Source organism: Herminiimonas sp. Marseille-P9896, from assembly GCF_903993245.1.
GTDB lineage: Bacteria > Pseudomonadota > Gammaproteobacteria > Burkholderiales > Burkholderiaceae_D > Oxalicibacterium > Oxalicibacterium contaminans.
Genome location: NZ_CAJEVT010000002.1, coordinates 709,622 through 728,670, shown reverse-complemented (window position 1 = coordinate 728,670; position 19,049 = coordinate 709,622). Strand labels below are relative to the sequence as shown.

Annotated in this window: 17 protein-coding genes; 7 read left to right on the top strand and 10 right to left on the bottom strand. The window is 55.1% G+C overall.

The window, feature by feature from the left end; all coding sequences use genetic code 11:
- Positions 1 to 38: 38 nt before the first annotated feature.
- From H7U06_RS08875 to mltG, 5 genes are read right to left on the bottom strand one after another with little or no spacing between them, the layout of a single operon-like run.
- A complete protein-coding gene (locus H7U06_RS08875) occupies positions 39 to 536 on the bottom strand; it encodes a GNAT family N-acetyltransferase (protein ID WP_175625767.1) in 498 nt (165 codons plus the stop codon).
- A 39-nt stretch (positions 537 to 575) separates the two neighbouring features.
- Positions 576 to 953, bottom strand: coding sequence for a PilZ domain-containing protein (locus H7U06_RS08870; RefSeq protein ID WP_175625766.1), 378 nt, complete (start codon positions 951 to 953; stop codon positions 576 to 578).
- Between the two features lie 10 nt (positions 954 to 963).
- Positions 964 to 1,998: a DNA polymerase III subunit delta' gene (locus H7U06_RS08865; protein ID WP_175625765.1), complete on the bottom strand. Its 1,035-nt coding sequence runs from the start codon at positions 1,996 to 1,998 to the stop codon at positions 964 to 966.
- A complete protein-coding gene (gene tmk, locus H7U06_RS08860; RefSeq protein WP_175625764.1) occupies positions 1,995 to 2,609 on the bottom strand; it encodes a dTMP kinase in 615 nt (204 codons plus the stop codon). The genes H7U06_RS08865 and tmk overlap by 4 nt, the downstream gene beginning before the upstream one ends.
- A 28-nt stretch (positions 2,610 to 2,637) precedes the next feature.
- The gene (gene mltG / locus H7U06_RS08855) at positions 2,638 to 3,627 is read right to left on the bottom strand and encodes an endolytic transglycosylase MltG (RefSeq protein ID WP_175625763.1); all 990 of its coding nucleotides are present in this window, start codon (positions 3,625 to 3,627) and stop codon (positions 2,638 to 2,640) included.
- Between the two features lie 114 nt (positions 3,628 to 3,741).
- Between mltG and H7U06_RS08850 the strand changes: the two genes are divergently transcribed.
- From H7U06_RS08850 to H7U06_RS08840, 3 genes are read left to right on the top strand one after another with little or no spacing between them, the layout of a single operon-like run.
- Positions 3,742 to 4,791, top strand: a complete 1,050-nt coding sequence (locus H7U06_RS08850; protein WP_175625762.1) for a folate-binding protein YgfZ — start codon at positions 3,742 to 3,744, stop codon at positions 4,789 to 4,791.
- 41 nt (positions 4,792 to 4,832) lie between these two features.
- Positions 4,833 to 5,120: a DUF4936 family protein gene (locus H7U06_RS08845; RefSeq protein ID WP_175625761.1), complete on the top strand. Its 288-nt coding sequence runs from the start codon at positions 4,833 to 4,835 to the stop codon at positions 5,118 to 5,120.
- Positions 5,111 to 5,845 (top strand): NRDE family protein, encoded by a 735-nt coding sequence (locus H7U06_RS08840; protein WP_175625760.1) that lies wholly within the window; start codon positions 5,111 to 5,113, stop codon positions 5,843 to 5,845. The genes H7U06_RS08845 and H7U06_RS08840 overlap by 10 nt, the downstream gene beginning before the upstream one ends.
- Before the next feature lie 32 nt (positions 5,846 to 5,877).
- On the opposite strand, the gene H7U06_RS08835 is transcribed toward H7U06_RS08840, so the two are convergent.
- Entirely contained in the window at positions 5,878 to 6,780 is a 903-nt protein-coding gene (locus H7U06_RS08835; RefSeq protein ID WP_175625759.1) for an SDR family oxidoreductase, read from the bottom strand.
- A gap of 31 nt (positions 6,781 to 6,811) precedes the next feature.
- Complete coding sequence (locus H7U06_RS08830; RefSeq protein WP_175625758.1) at positions 6,812 to 7,246, bottom strand: PaaI family thioesterase; 435 nt, start codon at positions 7,244 to 7,246, stop codon at positions 6,812 to 6,814.
- 262 nt (positions 7,247 to 7,508) lie between these two features.
- Between H7U06_RS08830 and H7U06_RS08825 the strand changes: the two genes are divergently transcribed.
- The 3 genes from H7U06_RS08825 to H7U06_RS08815 all read left to right on the top strand — a co-directional run bounded on the left by H7U06_RS08825 (position 7,509) and on the right by H7U06_RS08815 (position 13,249).
- Positions 7,509 to 9,170: an MFS transporter gene (locus H7U06_RS08825; protein ID WP_175625757.1), complete on the top strand. Its 1,662-nt coding sequence runs from the start codon at positions 7,509 to 7,511 to the stop codon at positions 9,168 to 9,170.
- A gap of 228 nt (positions 9,171 to 9,398) precedes the next feature.
- Positions 9,399 to 10,619: a formate-dependent phosphoribosylglycinamide formyltransferase gene (purT, locus tag H7U06_RS08820; protein WP_175625756.1), complete on the top strand. Its 1,221-nt coding sequence runs from the start codon at positions 9,399 to 9,401 to the stop codon at positions 10,617 to 10,619.
- Complete coding sequence (locus tag H7U06_RS08815; RefSeq protein WP_175625755.1) at positions 10,619 to 13,249, top strand: EAL domain-containing protein; 2,631 nt, start codon at positions 10,619 to 10,621, stop codon at positions 13,247 to 13,249. The genes purT and H7U06_RS08815 overlap by 1 nt, the downstream gene beginning before the upstream one ends.
- Before the next feature lie 21 nt (positions 13,250 to 13,270).
- Here H7U06_RS08815 and H7U06_RS08810 read toward each other — a convergent pair whose 3' ends face one another.
- Complete coding sequence (locus H7U06_RS08810) at positions 13,271 to 14,590, bottom strand: dicarboxylate/amino acid:cation symporter (RefSeq protein ID WP_175625754.1); 1,320 nt, start codon at positions 14,588 to 14,590, stop codon at positions 13,271 to 13,273.
- Positions 14,591 to 15,003: 413 nt separating this feature from the next.
- On the opposite strand from H7U06_RS08810, the gene nadB reads away from it, so the two are divergent.
- Positions 15,004 to 16,608 carry an L-aspartate oxidase gene (nadB, locus tag H7U06_RS08805; protein WP_175625753.1) on the top strand — a complete coding sequence of 535 codons (1,605 nt, stop codon included), beginning with the start codon at positions 15,004 to 15,006 and terminating at the stop codon, positions 16,606 to 16,608.
- A gap of 428 nt (positions 16,609 to 17,036) precedes the next feature.
- Here nadB and nadC read toward each other — a convergent pair whose 3' ends face one another.
- Both nadC and nadA read right to left on the bottom strand, forming a co-directional pair.
- The gene (nadC, locus tag H7U06_RS08800) at positions 17,037 to 17,909 is read right to left on the bottom strand and encodes a carboxylating nicotinate-nucleotide diphosphorylase (protein WP_175625752.1); all 873 of its coding nucleotides are present in this window, start codon (positions 17,907 to 17,909) and stop codon (positions 17,037 to 17,039) included.
- Positions 17,906 to 19,045, bottom strand: coding sequence for a quinolinate synthase NadA (gene nadA / locus H7U06_RS08795; RefSeq protein WP_175625751.1), 1,140 nt, complete (start codon positions 19,043 to 19,045; stop codon positions 17,906 to 17,908). Before nadA ends, nadC begins: the two co-directional genes overlap by 4 nt.
- Between the last annotated feature and the right edge of the window lie 4 nt (positions 19,046 to 19,049).

The following is a 19,049-nucleotide window of genomic DNA, read 5'->3' as shown; positions in this document are numbered from 1 at the left end:
ACGCTCAGATGCAGCGCACTTGCCGCAAGGAAGCAGAATCAGGCGACGCGTTTGCCGACGATGACCAGATCACGCTCAATGCCATCCAGCGTAGCCACGCGCGGCATATTTGCCCAACGCTCAAAGCCATGACGTTCAAACAATTTGAGGCTAGGCAGGTTGTGCCCAAAAATCAGCCCGACCAGCGTATGTATGCCCAGCTTGGGCGCATACACCATGGCTTCCTGCAGCAGATAAGCGCCCAGTCCCTGGCCGCGCGCATCTTCGTGCAGGTAGATGGAAAGCTCGACCGTGGCCGCATAGGCAGCGCGCGCGTGGAAGTTGGAATACGACAGCCAGCCGAGGATGCGACCCTGCTCTTCCACTACCCAGATCGGACGTTGCTCCGGCGTGTGCTCAAGAAACCAGGCCTGGCGTGATGCGACCGTGACCGGTTCGATATCAGCTGTCACCTGACGCGATGGAATGGTGCTGTTGTAGATGGCGACGATGGCAGGCAAATCGTCGAGGGTGGCAAGGCGATACGGCAACGACATAGAGTGGAAACCTTGCTCCTGCAAATGAGAGTGTGTGAATTACAGCGTATGCGTGGCACGCGAAGAGCCGAGCGCTGCGCCCAGCAACTCTTCTATGCGCTGCTTGATGCGCTGGCCGCTTTCGTCAGCCGAGAACTGCACGCCTATGCCCTGTGCCTTGTTGTTATTTGCGCCCGCCGGGGTAATCCAGGCGATCTTGCCCGCGATAGGGTATTTGGTCGGATCATCCAGCAAGGTCAGGATCAGATAGATTTCATCACCTATCTTGTAGGACTTGGTCGACGGCACGAAGATGCCGCCATTGGTCAGGAATGGAATATAGGCCGCGTATAACGCGGATTTTTCCTTGATCGGCAAAGACAGCACCGACGGCCTGCCGACGACCGGACTGCCTGTTGCTAGCGCGTTATCTGCCATCTCTAACCTTTCAGGAAAAAATCGTCGAATATTCCAGCAACATGTCTTCGATAAAGAGTTTGGGTGCCAATGGATGCTCGGCAATTGCGCGCCTGTCATTGACTGCCTTGATCTCCTGCAGCAAGGCTGCAGTCTCGACTCTTGATGCCAGTGCGCCCAACTCTTTTTTGTAGCGCGGGTAGTAACGGATTGTGCCGGAAAGTTTGACGGAAAGCACGTCATACAACCAGCGTTGCAACCACGCGACTAAATCCGGTACCGGCGTCTTTTGCAAACGGTCTGCCGCCTTCAACGCGCCATCGACGCCAGGCTGCGCCAGTTGCCGCAGGAAGTCATCCATAGTTTCGCGGGTACCGGCCTGCGAGGCTTCAAATGCAGCCAGTGGCGCGCCACCCTGCTCGGCCAGCCAGCCATCGGCATCGCTGACTTGTTGCGACTTCAGCCATTGCAAGGCTGCATCGTGCCCCGGCATCGCCAGCGCGAATTTACGGCAACGCGACAAGATGGTCGGCAACAAACGATCCAGGCTATTGCTGACCAGCAGGAACATGGTTTGCGGCGGCGGCTCTTCCAGCATCTTCAGCAAGGAGTTGGCTGCCGCCGTATTCAGCACTTCGGCCGGATACAGCACGATCACACGCATGCCGGAGCGATGCGTGGAAATGTTCATGAAGTCGCCCAGTGCACGGATCTGGTCGATCTTGATTTCCTTGGATGGTGCTTTGGTCGTCTTGGCTTTTTTGGTGTCTGCCGCTTCGCCATCCTCACCTTCGGCGGCATCACCGTCATCCAGGATTTCAGGACGCACACGGCGGTAATCAGGATGGCTGTATTGTGCGAACCAGCCGCAGGCGATACAGCTACCGCAGGCATGGCCATCGGCGCTTGGCGTTTCGCACAGCAGGGATTGGGCAAAGGCTTCGGCAAAAGCCGTCTTGCCTATGCCTTCTGCACCATGGAACAGAATGGCATGCGGCAGGCGCTCGCGCAGCTGTTGCAACTGCTGCCAGGATGCCTGCTGCCACGGATAGAGCGTCGTACTCAAGCGTCTATCCCCGCTACGATGGTACGCAACTGCTCCTGGATGGTAGCAATGGCCTGGGTTGAATCGATGACGTGGAAGCGTTGCGGGAATTCACTGGCGCGGCGCAGGTATTCAGCGCGCGTGGCAGCGAAGAAGTCCGCTTTTTCCTGTTCGAATTTATCCAGCGTACGGGTCGCATCCAGGCGTGCACGTGCAACTTCCAGCGGCACATCGAACAGCAAGGTTAAATCAGGTTGCAAATGCGGGTGCACCCATTGCTCGAGGGCTTCCAGCTTGGCGCGCTCCAGCTTGCGACCACCGCCCTGATAGGCAAACGTTGCATCGGTAAAGCGATCCGAGATCACCCAGTCGCCGCGTTCCAGCGCCGGTGCGATCACTTGCGCTATGTGTTCACGACGTGCGGCAAACATCAGCAGCGCTTCGGTTTCCAGATGCATTTTTTCGTGCAACAGGATTTCGCGCAGTTGTTCGCCCAAAGTCGTGCCACCCGGTTCACGGGTGACAACTACTGTCTTTTTATGCTCGCGCAACAGCTCGGCGACGAAGGACAAGTGGGTGGACTTGCCCGCCCCGTCTATGCCTTCAAATGTGATGAATTTCCCTGTCGTCATAAGCGAACCGTCTATATGAATATGATTATTATCTGCCACGCTGGTATTTGTTGACCGCATTGTTGTGCTCATCCAGTGTCGCTGAAAACTGGCTGCTGCCATCGCCACGCGCGACAAAATACAAGGCGTCGGTTTGCGCCGGATTCATCGCGGCGTGCAGCGATTCAGCACCCGGCAAGGCGATAGGCGTAGGCGGCAGGCCCAGGCGGGTATAGGTATTGTGCGGGGTATCGGTCTGCAAATCACGCTTGCGGATATTGCCCTTGAAGTCTTCACCCATGCCGTAGATCACGGTCGGATCAGTTTGCAGCAACATGCCCTGACGCAGGCGATTCACGAAAACGCCAGCGATCATGTCGCGCTCCGACTTCTTGCCGGTTTCCTTTTCGACGATGGAAGCCATGATCAATGCTTCGTATGCGGATGCATACGGCAGATTCTGACTGCGCGCCAGCCATGCCTCATTCAGGCGCTTGAGCATCAGGCTATGTGCCTGCTTGTAGATTTGCAGATCACTGGAATTTTTGGCGAACAGATAGGTGTCCGGATAAAACAAGCCTTCCGGCGTTGTGAAATCGGTCGAGATTTTCGCCATCAGCTCGCGGTCCGACCAACCTGCGGTGTCGTGCTTCAGACCAGGATGCTTGTCTATGGCCTGGCGCATCTGGCGGAAATTCCAGCCTTCGATGACGGTCAGCGCTTCCTGCACAAACTCGCCGCGCACGATTTGCTTGATCAGGCCAGTCGGCGTGGTGCCGGGTTTCAATTCATAGGTACCGGCTTTCAACTTGGTGCTGTTGCCGGTAATCTGCGCCAGCGCAATCATGAGCAAGGGATTGGCAGGCACACCAGCCGCCTCGATTTGCTGCATGCTGCTTTTCAGACCGCTGCCAGCCGCGATGGTGAACTCTACACCGGAGGTTTGTTCAGCCGGGAGGATCGGCTGTTCGGCCCAAAACATGAAAGATGCGCCGAGGATGATGCCCAGCAGGATGATGCGTCTGAATAATTTTTTCAAAACAAGGTCTCAGTGAAATCCAACACAATCCGACGCGTTTTTCCCACGCCACTATAATCAGACCCTAATGATAATCGCTGAACCACCTTACGCTCCAATTTATTGATTGAAATTATGACTACATGGCTTACTTTTCTGGCTGACCAAGGCGCAAATATCAGTGACGACGCGGTTCCGCGCGTCTCGTCTTTCGGTGCAGAAATACCTGGTGAAACTGCTAAAACCAACTTTGTCACCCCGCTCACCCATCTCGGCCTGATCGCGGCCAGCGGTGACGAGGCCGCCAGCTTTCTGCATAACCAACTGACCAACGACGTTGAACACCTCGGCAACAAGGAAGCACGACTGGCAGGCTATTGCTCACCTAAAGGCCGCCTGTTGGCCAGTTTCCTGATCTGGCAGACCGCGGACCGCATCATGCTGCAATTGCCACGCGAATTGCAGGCAACGATCCAGAAGCGTTTGCAAATGTTCATCCTGCGCGCCAAAGCCAAGCTGGCCGACGTCAGCGAAGAATACGTGATGCTGGGTGTAGCCGGCCCTGCTGCTGCCAGCGCGCTGATGCCGTGGTTCCCGACGCTGCCGGTAGCCATCTATGGCAAGGTCGACAATGAAGCCGGCACCGTCATCCGTCATTCGAATGCATTCGATGTCCCACGCTACCAATGGATCACCACCGTTGAACAAGCGATCGAAGCCTGGCCGCACCTGACAGAAATCCTGCAAGCCAGCGGCGCTGATGCCTGGCAGCTGGCCGAAATCGACGGCGGCGTGCCGCACATCACCGCGGCTACGCAAGAGCAGTTCGTACCACAAATGATCAATTTTGAATTATTGGGTGGTGTGAACTTCAAAAAAGGTTGCTATCCGGGCCAGGAAATCGTCGCCCGCAGCCAGTACCTGGGCAAACTCAAGCGTCGCATGCTGCATGCCAGCGTCACCGCCACCCAGGTCGCCGCGGGTACCGAAATCTTTTCCGTAGACGATCCGGACCAGCCTTGCGGCATGGTAGTCAATGCCGAGCGCTCCGGTGCCGACACCACCGATTGCCTGGTAGAGATCAAGCTGGCGGCTACTGATAGCGCCGTGCACCTGGGTAGTGCCAGCGGCCCGCTGCTGTCCTTCCAGCCGCTGCCATATCCGCTGACTGACCCGGCGGCCTGAGCCTCGCCAGCAGACTCCAAACAAATCACGGACAATAGGCGATGGATCTCTACATCTACTATCGGGTGGCAGTAGCCGATGCGACAGACTTGCGTGCAAAAGTTTTGACTATGCAAGATAATCTCGCCCGGCTGCATGGCATACAGACTGCGCTCAAGCGACGACCTGAAGCGCAGGATGGTATGCATACCTGGATGGAGGTCTATCTGGATGTGGCCGAAGGTTTTGCAGCGCAACTGGAACAGACGGTACGCGCCAGCCAGTTAGCTGACTTGATAGATGGCAAACGCCATACGGAACATTTTTTGGATTTATCTTTATGTGCTTAATCGTCTTTGCATGGCATGTGATACCGGACATGCCCCTGATCGCCGCCGGTAATCGCGATGAGTTCTACGACCGTCCGGCCAAACCGGCAGACTGGTGGGAAGATTATCCGCAGATCTACGCAGGTCGTGATTTGCAAGGCGGCGGTACCTGGATAGGCGTGACCCGCGAAGGACGCTTTGCCGCATTGACGAATATCCGCGCTCCATCCGAGATGCGCGACGATGCACCATCGCGCGGTGCACTGGTAACGAATTTCCTCGCAGGCAGCATGAGCCCGGATGAATACGTCGCCGAACTCAAAACCCAGCAACAGGAATACAACGGCTTCAACCTGCTGATAGGCGATAGCAAACAACTGGTGTGGTACTCGAATCGCGGCGATGGCGATGAACGCAATGGCAAGGCATTGGGACCTGGCATCTACGGCTTATCCAACTCGCTGCTCGATTGCGCGTGGCCGAAAGTCGTACGCACCAAGGCACAATTCGCCAGCCTGCTGTGCCAGGGTGCACCAGAAGATGCTTACTTTGAAATGTTGACCGATACCACTTGCGCATCGGATTGCCGTCTGCCAAAAACCGGCGTCAGCATAGAACGTGAACGTTTGTTGTCAGCCGTTTGCATCGAATCGCCGGACTACGGCACGCGTGTTTCCACGCTGGTCAAACTGAATGGCGGCACGCAACCCGTGCTGATAGAAAGACCGACACTGGCGATGCGCTGAGCACTGCTGCCTGAGCAGGCAGCAGACAGGTATCAGCGTTTCAGTTTTGCCCGCAGCAATTGCTTGATATGCGGTACTTCTTCATACGGATCGTAGGGATTGCGCTGTTGCACCAGGTCTTCCATACGCTTGCGTACGCTGGCCAAAGGCTCCAGATCCGAATAAATATAAAACTGATCTTCGCGTATCGCATCAAACGTCAGCTGTGCAACCTGTGCAGCTGTCATCTTCCCTGACACTACTGCTTTTTCCGAGAACGCCTGCGCGGCACGCTGGCTGGTGGTCGGTGCTGCCTCGTTCTGCATCTCGGTCGGACGATTGCGTTCCGATTGATGGATGCCGGTAGGTACAAAGTATGGACACAGCAAAGATATGCCAATAGGCGCTTCTATCAATTGCAAATCCTGATACAGCGTTTCCGTCACCGACACGACCGCATGTTTGGACACGTTATAAATACCCATGGTCGGTGCATTCTGCAAACCGGCGACCGAAGCGGTATTGACGATATGCCCTTCGTAATCCGGATCGTCTTTTGCACATGCCAGCATCAGCGGTGTAAAAATGCGCACACCGTGTATCACGCCAAACAAATTAACGCCCAGCACCCAGTCCCAGTCGCTGGCCGAATTTTCCCAGATCAAGCCACCCGAGCCGACACCGGCGTTATTAAATAAGAGATGGACCGCAGCAAAGCGCGCCATCGTCGCATCAGCCAGCGCCTGTACCTGCTCCGGCTTGCTGACATCGCAGTGCACTGCCAGCACCGCAACGCCCTGTCCACTTAACTCGGCTTCCAGTGTGGCCAGCGCATCCTGCTGCACATCGGCCAGCACCAGTTTCATGCCCAGCTTCGCGCCTGCATACGCAAACTCACGGCCAAAGCCGCTGGCGGCACCGGTGATAACCGCTACCCTATCCTTGAATTGTTTCATGCCTGCTTTCGGTTAAGGTATGTGCGAGCGCTCAGGCTTGCTGCAATTTTTTGGCGACGTCGGTGCGACGGATGAATTTAAACGTGCCGCTCGCTTTCGCCACCAGCTTGTCTCCATTCCACAATTCACCTTCGCAAAAGTAAATGCTGGCAGATGCATGCAGCACTTTGCCTTTGGCCAGCATGCGGTCGCCTTCGACGCCGCCCGGCTGCATAAAGCTGGTTTTCATTTCTATCGTGACGCCGCCGCGTATGCCTGGCTCGAGCGAGCGACCGGCCAGCGACATGACATTGTCCAGCATGGTCATGACGACACCGCCATGCGCGACGTGCCAGCCATTCAGATGACGTGCTTCCAGCGTCAAAGCGATTTGGCCTTCGCCGCCACCAAAATCGACAATTTCAACACCAAGTTCCTGCAGGAAGGGAATGACGGGCTGGGTAGACAGAGTGGAAAGATTATTCATTGCTGCTTTTCGTTACTAAAGGGCGTCATTTTAAGCCATCCCCGGCTCCAGCAAGCCAGGCAGTGAAATTCTCCCTGTTTCAGCGCCTGCAGCACACCTGTTTACAGCCATGAACATACTAATTTGTTGCAATTCAAGCATGTAAGCGTTACGTAAGTTTCACGCAAGTCCTACGTAAGTTTCCCGTCGCACACTGCATTTGCGTACCCGATGTACGAATCCACTCGTGCGTCGAATATTAATAATTATTAAGGAGACGAACATGGCGACAGTATCCACAACTGATCGCGGTATCACGCCGGAGGAGCGGAAAGTTATTTTCGCTTCTTCGCTGGGTACCGTATTTGAATGGTATGACTTTTATCTATACGGCTCACTAGCTGCAATTATCGCGAAGCAGTTCTTTGCTGGTACCGATCCGAACACGGCATTTATTTTCGCCCTGCTCGCCTTCGCTGCCGGTTTTATTGTTCGTCCTTTCGGCGCTATCGTGTTCGGCCGACTCGGCGACATGATCGGTCGTAAATATACCTTCCTGGTCACTATCGTGATTATGGGTACGTCGACATTCGTCGTCGGCCTGCTGCCGAATTACGCTTCCATCGGCATCGCTGCTCCTATCATCCTGATCATCCTGCGTATCCTGCAAGGTCTGGCCCTGGGTGGTGAGTACGGCGGCGCGGCAACTTACGTTGCCGAGCATGCACCGCACGGCAAACGTGGCGCATTCACCTCGTGGATACAAACCACCGCAACCATGGGTCTGTTCATGTCCCTGCTGGTGATTCTGGGTACACGTACCGCGATGGGCGAAGAAGCATTTGCCGATTGGGGCTGGCGCATTCCGTTCCTGGTTTCGGTTTTCCTGCTGGGTATCTCGGTCTGGATCCGTTTGTCGATGTCCGAATCGCCTGCCTTCCTGAAAATGAAATCGGAAGGTAAAGCTTCGAAGGCACCACTGACCGAAGCGTTTGCAAAATGGGGCAACCTGAAGATCGTTATCCTGGCGCTGATCGGTCTGACCGCAGGTCAGGCAGTGGTCTGGTACACAGGTCAGTTCTATGCCTTGTTCTTCCTGACGCAAACACTGAAAGTCGATGGCCCGACCGCCAACATCCTGATCGCAGCTTCGCTGTTGCTGGCAACCCCGTTCTTCGTGATCTTCGGTATCCTGTCCGATAAAATCGGCCGCAAACCTATCATCATGGCGGGCTGTCTGATTGCAGCACTGACCTACTTCCCGATCTTCAGCGCACTGACCCACTATGCCAATCCGGCATTGGAAGCAGCACTGAAAAATTCGCCAGTGGTCGTGGTTGCTGATCCTGCTACCTGTCAATTCCAGTTCAACCCAACCGGCACCAAAAAATTCACATCGTCTTGCGACATCGTGAAAGCTAAACTGGCTGCTGCTTCGGTTGCTTACTCGAACGAAGCAGCACCTGCAGGTACGGTTGCGACTGTTAAAGTCGGCGATACGCTGTTGACATCCTACGATGCCAAAGGCCTGTCGAAAGAAGACGCAACTGCAAAAGACAAAGCCTTCTCGAAAGAGCTGGGCGATGCGATCAAGGCCCACGGTTATCCAACCAAAGCCGATCCGAACCAAATCAACTACGGTATGACACTGTTGCTGCTGTTCATCCTCGTGCTCTATGTCACGATGGTGTACGGTCCGATTGCTGCCATGCTGGTTGAAATGTTCCCAACCCGTATCCGCTACACATCGATGTCCCTGCCTTACCATATCGGTAACGGCTGGTTCGGTGGCTTGTTGCCAACCACAGCGTTTGCTCTGGTCGCATTCAAGGGCGATATTTACTACGGCCTCTGGTACCCAATCATCATCGCACTGATTACTTTCGTGATCGGTATGCTGTTTGTACGGGAAACCAAAGACAATGATATTTATGCCAACGACTAAACATCGCCACGCATAGACCTCTGTCTTGCCTAAAAAGCTGCCACTGACACTGGCAGCTTTTTTATTTTCCTTATGTTTTCACCCGTTATTTTTAAATAATTTCCCTCTGGAAACGCGCAACCATCCTATAATTTGCGCTGTCCAAAGCTGACAAGATTTGCTATTGTCTGTACGTCAATAATCTCGTTCTCGCCCGCTCGAGAATGCACCATCTCTATCATTCCCTTCATGACTAAAAGCAACACCATCCCTCGTATCGGCACCCCCTTGTCTGCCACTGCAACCAAGGTCATGCTGCTTGGCTCCGGCGAGCTGGGCAAAGAAGTCATCATTTCATTGCAGCGTCTGGGCGTGGAAGTCATCGCGGTTGACCGCTACAGCAACGCACCCGGTCATCAGGTTGCGCATCGCTCCTACGTCATAGACATGACAGATGAGGTCGCGCTGGCTGAATTAATCAACCAAGAAAAACCTGATTTGATCGTGCCGGAAATCGAAGCCATCGCCACCGCCAAACTGGTCGAACTGGAAAACGCCGGTACTGTGCGCGTCATCCCGACCGCGCGCGCCGCGTGGCTTACCATGGATCGCGAAGGCATACGCCGCCTGGCCGCTGAGGAACTCGGTTGCGCGACCTCCCCTTATCGCTTTGCCGACAGCCTGAAAGAGCTGCAGGCCGGATGTGCCGAAATCGGCTACCCATGCGTGGTCAAACCTGTCATGTCGTCGTCCGGCAAAGGCCAGTCCAAACTCAACAGCAGCGCCGATATCGAAGCGGCCTGGGAATGCGCAGCCGCTGGCGGCCGTGTTGATTCGGGTCGCGTCATTGTGGAAGGCTTTATCGATTTTGAATACGAAATCACCCTGCTGACGGTACGCGCACTGGGTGCGGATGGCGCAATCCATACGCACTTCTGCGAACCTATAGGTCATGTCCAAGTGAATGGCGACTATGTTGAATCATGGCAGCCGCAACGCATGCATCCGGGCGCATTGCAAAAAGCGCACGAGATCGCCAAACGCGTCACCGACAATCTCGGTGGCTTGGGCCTCTTTGGTGTCGAACTCTTCGTCAAGAACGATATGGTCTGGTTCTCCGAAGTCAGCCCGCGTCCACATGACACAGGCATGGTCACCATGGCCAGCCAGGAACAAAGCGAATTTGAATTGCACGCCAAAGCCATTCTCGGCCTGCCTGTGAATGTCGCATTGAAAACACCGGCCGCATCTGCTGTCATCTATGGTCGCCACGACGGTAAAGTGGTGTCCTTTGAAGGCGTGGCAGATGCACTCCACATCCCCGGTACCGATATCCGTCTATTCGGCAAACCGGAATCCTTCGCCCGCCGCCGCATGGGCGTCGCCTTGGCCAGCGCGGCCGATGTCGAGATTGCACGCAAGAATGCCAAAGCTGCCGCCGCGAAGGTTAATCCGGTCGCCTCCAGCTAATGAAGACGCCGCATATCAGTGGCATAGATTTTTACGTCGGTCGTGATATTTTCCGCACCGTCTCCCTGCTACTGTATGCGGCACTTCTGTTTAACGTCGTCGTACTGGTCTATGACAGCGAACTAGCCCTCGCACCCGTCGGCATCGGTGCCGTTGTCGTGCTTACTGGCTTGCTACTCGCGGCCTTCGTACGCTATTTCTGGTTCCGCACAAAAATATTTGCGGAAGCCACGTATCTGGGTGAAATGGCCTTGGCTGGCTGCGTCGTCATTGTGCTCGCCAGCTACCATCCCATGCCGTGGCTGATCGCCATCGCCGGTATCTTCCCGCTGGTACTGCGCACCCGCAGTGCCGTCATTGCGATTGCCGTATTCGCAGTACTGGGCTACATCCTCGGCAATCAACTCGGCGCAGAAACCATAGACCTGTTGCCTGACTTCTTTGCCACGGCCTGCATAGGCTGGCTCTCGGTCGTACTGGCCAAGACCCTGAACCTGAATCGTGTCACACTGAGCCAGGCACATACCAATGAGCGTCGCTTCAATGCGATAGCACGAGTAACACGCCACATCTTCATCATCACCGACGCACACTACAAGATCAAATTCGCCAACCCTGCATTGCAGGAAGTCATAGGCTATAGCATCGATGAAATCATCCGTCATGCGATGAAGCCGGAGCTACACAGCGAGGACGAAGCACAGCACAAGGAAAAGTTGCGTGAACTGCGCGACACACCGCACAGCACGGTATTTTCGCGTCATCGCACACGTCACAAGGATGGTCACTGGATCTGGCTGGAAACACGCGGCTACAACATGCTGCACGATGCCGCCATCAATGGCCTGGTCTTCAGCATAGAAGACATCACGCTGCGCAAGGAAGCCGAACAAAAACTGCTGGAAGAAACCGCGCTGCTACGCTCGGTACTCGACCTGAATCCTTCGATGATCTACGCCAAGGATAATGAAGGCCGCTTCACCATCAGCAATCAAAGTTTCCAGAAACGCTTCGGCTTCAATAGTGAAAGTGAATTACGCGGCAAAACTGCACACGATCTATGCGAGAAGATGGCGAATCCCGACGACGACTTGAGCGCGCAGGAAATTGCCGATGAAATCCAGCGGCAAGACATGCAAATCATGCAGACTGGCGTGCCTATACAAGATGTCGAAGTCCGTGGTTTCTGGCGCCAGGACATGGATCGCTGGTTCCACACCAGCAAATATCCGCTGCCGGATGTAAGCGGCCAGACCATAGGCGTACTCGGCGTCACGCGCGACATCACCAAGCGCAAGCAGACAGAATTGCAGATCGAATACCAGGCCATGCACGATATGCTGACCGACCTGCCGAATCGCCGCTTCCTCGTGAACACGCTCAGCACCGCGATGGAAAACAGCCGTCAACGGCAATCCAGCCTGACCATGCTGTTCTGCGACCTCGACTTCTTCAAAAGCGTGAACGACACGCACGGCCATGACTTCGGCGACCAATGCCTGATCGAAATCAGCAAACGCATAGTTGCTGCCCTGCCCGCCGACGACTTCGTCGCACGTTTCGGTGGTAACGAATTTGTCATCCTCACCAACTCCTCGCTGGCAGAAGCCACCATCAAGGCCAATGCAGTCATGGCGGTGGTATCCGAACGCCTGATCTTCGACAACGTCGTCGTCAAGATACAAACCAGCATAGGGATAGCGCAACTCAATGCCAGCCATCAAAGCCCGGCAGACTTGATACGCGATGCGGACGCTGCGATGTACCAGGCCAAGGAACGCGGGCGCAACCGCACGGAGATATACGACGCCGCACTGCAAAGCAAAACCACCAAGCACGCACGCATGGAAGTGGCACTGCGTTTCGCGCTGGAACGCAATGAGTTATCGGTGGCCTACCAACCCAAGGTGGTATTGGCAGATGGCAGCGTGCAAGGCTTTGAATTGCTGCTGCGCTGGAACAGCCCGGAATACGGCATGATTTCGCCAAATGAATTCATACCAATCGCCGAAACCTCGGGCATGGTGGTGCCTATCGGCATGTGGGCGATGGAACAGGCATGCAAACAACTCGCAGCGTGGCAACAGCAGTATCCGGAAATGGGCAATATCACGATGGCCATCAATGTCTCGATGCGCCAGCTCCTGCAAGCATCCTTCTTCAGCCAGGTACGCGACATACTCGACAGCAGCGGCGTGATTCCGCAGATGGTGGAACTGGAGCTGACTGAAACCTCGGCGATGGCGAATCCATTGCAGACCATGGAAAATCTGTCCATGCTGAAGAAACTGGGTGTGCGCCTCGCACTGGACGATTTTGGTACCGGTTACTCATCGCTGGCCTACCTGCAAAAACTGCCTATCGACATCCTCAAGATAGACAAAGCCTTTGTGCGCAGCATAGGCAACAATCAAAGCGATATGGAAATCATGCGTCTGATGATGGCGCTGGCGCAAACACTGAACCTGCAAACGACCGCTGAAGGCGTAGAAAACTTCGAGCAAATCCGCGAGTTAAAGAAGATGGGCTGCAATCTGGGACAGGGCTTCCTGTTCTCTGCACCATTAACGGCACAGGAAGCGGAAGCCCTGATCTGTCATGCACATCGTTACCCGCTGGTGGTGGTCTAGGCAGGCAACATAAGGAATACTTCAGGCCCCCAGTTTGGTATTGGTCTGGTCGAGTATCTTTTCCGGTTGATCTGCTGCCTGTGGACTTTCATTATCCAGCTCGGCATGCAGCTTATCCATATCCAGATCTCCTACCCACTTCGCTACGACCAAAGTCGCCACACCGTTACCAATGGTATTGGTCAGTGCACGCGCTTCAGACATGAAGCGATCTATACCCAGGATCAACGCCAGCCCCGCAACCGGCACGTGGCCGACTGCTGACAAGGTCGCTGCCAGCACGATAAAGCCACTCCCGGTAATCCCAGCCGCGCCCTTGGACGTCAGCAGCAGTACCGCCAGCAAGGTCACTTGCTGCATCAGGGTCATGGGCGTGTTGGTAGCCTGTGCGATGAACACCGCCGCCATCGTCAGGTAAATCGCCGTGCCATCGAGGTTGAACGAATAACCGGTAGGTATGACCAGGCCGACCACCGATTTCTTCGCCCCCATGTTTTCCATCTTGGCGATCATGCGTGGCAGCACCGATTCAGATGAAGAAGTACCGAGCACAATCAGCAACTCTTCCTTGATGTACTTAACGAATTTCCAAATGCTGAAGCCGTGCAGTCGTGTGACTATGCCCAGTACCACGAAGATAAAAAACAGACAGGTCAGGTAGAACGCCCCCATCAGCTTTCCCAGTGACAGCAGTGAACTAATACCGTACTTGCCGATAGTGAAGGCCATCGCACCGAAGGCACCGATAGGCGCTGCACGCATGATGAAGCCGACGATGGTGAACAATACGTGCGAGATTTTTTCGATGAAATCAAACACCAGCGTGCCCCGGCCACCGAGCTTTTGCAAAGCGAAGCCAAACAGCACCGATACCAGCAAGACCTGCAGCACATCACCTTTGGCGAACGCATCTATCATGCTCATCGGGATGATATGCATCGCAAACTCGGTCACGGTTTCCAGCTTGCCGGGTGCGGTATAAGAAGCGAGGCTGGCGGTATCGAGCGTGCTGATATCGACATTCATGCCAGCACCAGGTTGCAAAACGTTAACAATAATCAAGCCTACCAGCAAGGCGACCGTACTCATGATCTCGAAGTACAGCAGCGCCAGGCCACCGGTCTTGCCGACCTTTTTCATATCTTCCATACCGGCGATACCGATGACCACAGTACAGAAAATGACAGGTGCGATGATCATCTTGATCAGTTTGATGAAGCCATCACCCAGAGGCTTCATCGCAGTACCGGTCTCGGGCAGGAAGTGCCCTAGCAGGACACCGATAATGATGGCGACGATAACTTGTGCATACAGGGATTTATAAAGAGGCGGCTTTTTCATTTTGTTCTTTTCGTGAAAGTTGAACACACCGATTGAGCCTATGTCCGTCGCTGACAGGCACATCCTCAATGTCTACCTATGAATGCCTAGAAAAATGCCATGCTAGACCTCTTTTAGGCAGTCGGCGTGTAAAAAGATTCACCTGCACAAGACAAATAATTCCCCCTGTTTTTACCCCTTCGACGTTGACAGGCCTTGGTAAACAAGCGTATTTAGGCTATTTAAGTTCGGTCACATTGCGGTAACATAGCAAAAACCGTTAAGCACCATAGCCGCCCATAAGGTCAGGCTCGCAGTTTTAACATCTTCCTCACATTTCGCCCCGGGACAATCCGTATTTGGCGCACTAAATGCACGACATTTAGCCAAATCGAATATATTCATGGGCAAACTTATTTTTACTAAGAATATCTATGAAATTTGATGTCGCGATTGTCGGCAGTGGACTGGCAGGCCTCTCCGTCGCCCTCCACCTCGCCGAAACCCGTAAGGTTGCGGTCATTTCCAAACGTGCATTGCTAGACGGTGCCAGCAGCTGGGCCCAGGGCGGCATCGCCGCCGTACTTGACTCGAATGACAGCGTAGACGAACACGTAGCCGACACCCTGGTCGCTGGCGGCGGCCTGTGCGATGAGGCAGCCACCCGCTTTATCGTCGAACATGGCCGCGAAGCGATCGAATGGCTAATCGCGCAAGGCGTCCCGTTTACCCCTGATCCGACCGCCGAACTCGGTTTCCACCTGACCCGTGAAGGCGGCCACGGCCAGCGTCGCATCATCCACGCAGCGGATGCCACCGGCCACGCCGTACAAGTCACGCTGGAACAAAAAGTACGCGCTCATCCGAACATCACGCTGCTCGAGCATCACTACGCGATCGACGTCATCACCTCCGACAAACTGGAGCAAAAGAAAAACGGCCCACGCTGCCTCGGCCTGTATGTACAGGACGTGAAAAGCGGCAAAGTCATCACCATCGCCGCCGAACACACCGTGCTGGCCACTGGTGGCGCAGGCAAGGTCTATCTCTACACCACCAACCCTGACACCGCGACCGGCGACGGCATCGCGATGGCATGGCGAGCAGGCTGCCGTATCGCCAACATGGAATTCATCCAATTCCACCCGACCTGTCTGTATCACCCATACGCAAAATCCTTCCTCATCACGGAAGCGGTACGCGGCGAAGGCGGCGTACTCAAGCTGCCAGCCAGCGCCGGTCGCGATGGCGGCAAGCGCTTCATGCCGGCGCATGACGAACGCGCCGAACTGGCACCACGCGACATCGTCGCGCGTGCCATCGATGCGGAAATGAAAAAACGTGGTCTGGACTACGTCGACCTCGACATCAGCGACAAATCGCCGGAATTCCTGAAGGAACACTTCCCGACCATCATGGCGCGCTGCCTGGAGCTGGGCATAGACATGACCAAGCAACCGATACCAGTCGTACCTGCAGCCCACTACACCTGCGGCGGCATCATCACCGACCTCTCGGGCCGTACGGACTTGCCTGGTCTGTACGCGGTCGGCGAAGCCACCTACACCGGTCTGCACGGCGCAAACCGCCTGGCCAGCAACTCCCTGCTCGAATGCCTGGTGCTGGGTCGCGCCACCGCGAAGTACATCGATGAGCAACCGAAACAAAAACTCAGCGCCCTGCCCGCCTGGGATGAAAGCCGCGTCACCGATGCAGACGAAGAAGTCATCATCGCCAACAACTGGGACGAACTGCGTCGCTTCATGTGGAACTACGTCGGCATCGTGCGCACCACCAAGCGCCTGGAACGCGCGCAGCATCGTATCCGTTTGCTGAAGGAAGAAATCGACGAATACTACGCCAACTTCCGCATCACACCAGATCTGCTGGAACTGCGTAACCTGGTGGAAGTAGCATCGCTGATCGTCAACAGCGCGCTGTCGCGTCGTGAAAGCCGTGGCTTGCACTACAGCCGGGATTATCCGGATACCTTGCCGAAGGCTTTGCCGAGCGTGTTGTCGCCGGATCGCAAGAAGTAAGATTATTTGGATTAATAAAAATGCCGTTCAGTTTTTGACTGAGCGGCATTTTTTTAAACAGTTTAGCCACCACATTCCGCAACACAAAGAGGCTGTGCCCGTTATCCACTGTGACGATGCCGTTTGTGCGGGACAGAAAATGGAAAAAGAAGTGGACGTGTTTGAGCGGAGCTTTAGCGCAGCGAGTTTCGTCCACTTCCCATTTTGTGTCTTGCACAAACGGGGACCCCGCAGGGGCAGCGGCGCCGTGGTCGCCTTTCTTTGCTTACTTTCTTTGGCGAAGCAAAGAAAGTGAGTGGCCGCCAGGCCACACCCGGCAACGTACTCATCCACGGAGTAAGAAGCGAATCAGCAACATCAACACGCAAACCAAGCACCCAATAAAAAAGCCGCTAAAAAGCGGCTTTTTTAAAACACTCAAGCGAAAACTACTTACTCCCCACAATCCGCAAAGAATAATCCGTAGCCCTAACATCCTTAGTCAAGGCTCCAATCGAGATCCGGTCAACCCCAGTCTCAGCAATCGCCCGCACCGACTCCCGGCTAATCCCACCCGACGCCTCCAGCAAAGCACGCCCTGCCGTCAAAGCCACCGCCGCCCGCATATCATCCAGCGAAAAGTTGTCCAGCAACACCGACTCAGCACCCGCCGCCAGCGCGTCCTGCAATTCAGCCAGATTCTCGACTTCGATCTGTATCGTCACGCCCGCATTCAATGCCAGCGCCGCCTTCATCGCAGCACCGACACCACCTGCTGCCGCAATGTGGTTTTCCTTGATCAGGATGCCGTCATACAGCGCCAGACGCTGATTTTTACCGCCGCCTACACGCACTGCATACTTCTGCGCCAGACGCAGCCCGGGCAGCGTTTTACGCGTATCCAGGATGGCGGCCTTGGTACCAGCCACGATACCGGCGTATTGGCGCGTCGCACTGGCAACACCTGACAACAATTGCAGGAAGTTCAGCGCCGAGCGCTCTGCGGTCAGCAAGGCACGTGCCGGTGCTTCTATCGCACACACTACACTATCAGCCGTCATCACATCACCTTCGGCATAGTGCCAGGTGATGTTGATGCGTGCATCCAGGCGCTTCATGACGCTTTCAAACCATGGCGCACCACACAGCACCGCAGATTCACGCACGATCACGCGTGCATGGACGATTTCCTGCTCTGGCACCAGCTTGCCGGTGACGTCGCCAGTGCCGACATCTTCTGCCAGCGCTGTTTCGATATTCCGTTCAAACGCTGCAGCCAAGTCTGCATCGAACGGCGCGAAGGGATTACGCAACAAACTCATGCCGGGCCTATTCCTGAAAACAGTTTTTGTTCTTTTGCCAGATCGCTGGATGGACGCACATTGGCTTTTTCCGCCGCTGCGAAGTCCAGCATACGATCGATACAGACGGTCGCCTTGCGGCCGATTTCCGGATCTACGTGGATTTCATTACGGCCGGATTCCAGTACGTCTGCCAGGTTTTGCAAACCATTCATTGCCATCCATGGGCAATGCGCGCAGCTCTTGCAGGTGGCGCTGTTGCCAGCGGTCGGCGCATCGATGAAGATTTTGCCTGGAGCCGCTGCTTTCATCTTGTGCAGGATGCCATTGTCGGTCGCGACGATGAATTCCGGTGCATCCATGGTTTGCGCTGCGTGTATCAGCTGCGAAGTCGAGCCGATGGCATCAGCCAGTGCCACCACAGAAGCTGGCGATTCAGGATGCACCAGGACTTTGGCGAGTGGATGTTCTTTCTTCAGCAACTCCAGTTCCACTGCCTTGAACTCATCATGTACCAGGCAGGAACCCTGCCACAGCAGCATGTCAGCACCGGTTTGCTTCTGGATGTAACCACCGAGATGTTTGTCTGGTGCCCACAGGATTTTTTTGCCTTGTGCGTGCAGGTGCGCGACGATTTTCAGGCCGATGGAGGAAGTCACCATCCAGTCAGCGCGCGCTTTAACTGCAGCGCTGGTGTTGGCATAGACCACCACGACGCGATCCGGATGCGCATCGCAGAATGCGGAAAATTCATCCGTCGGGCAACCGAGATCGAGCGAGCAAGTCGCATCCAGATCAGGCATGAGGATGGTTTTTTCCGGGCTCAGGATTTTGGCGGTTTCGCCCATGAACTTCACACCGGCGACGACCAGTGTTTTGGCCGGATGATCGCGGCCGAAGCGCGCCATTTCCAGCGAATCGGAAACGCAGCCACCAGTTTCTTCGGCCAGGTCCTGCAAGTCCGAATCAACGTAATAATGCGCGACCAGGACGGCTTCGCGCTCTTTCAACAAACGCTTGATGCGTTCCTTGAGTGCAATCTTTTCTTCCGGCGACGGTACGGCCGGGGTTCGCGCCCATGCTTGTGCTGTGCAGCTGGTGCCGCTTTGCATGGCAGGACGTTCGAATTCAACAGTTTTGATTGGCTGGATTTGCATGGCT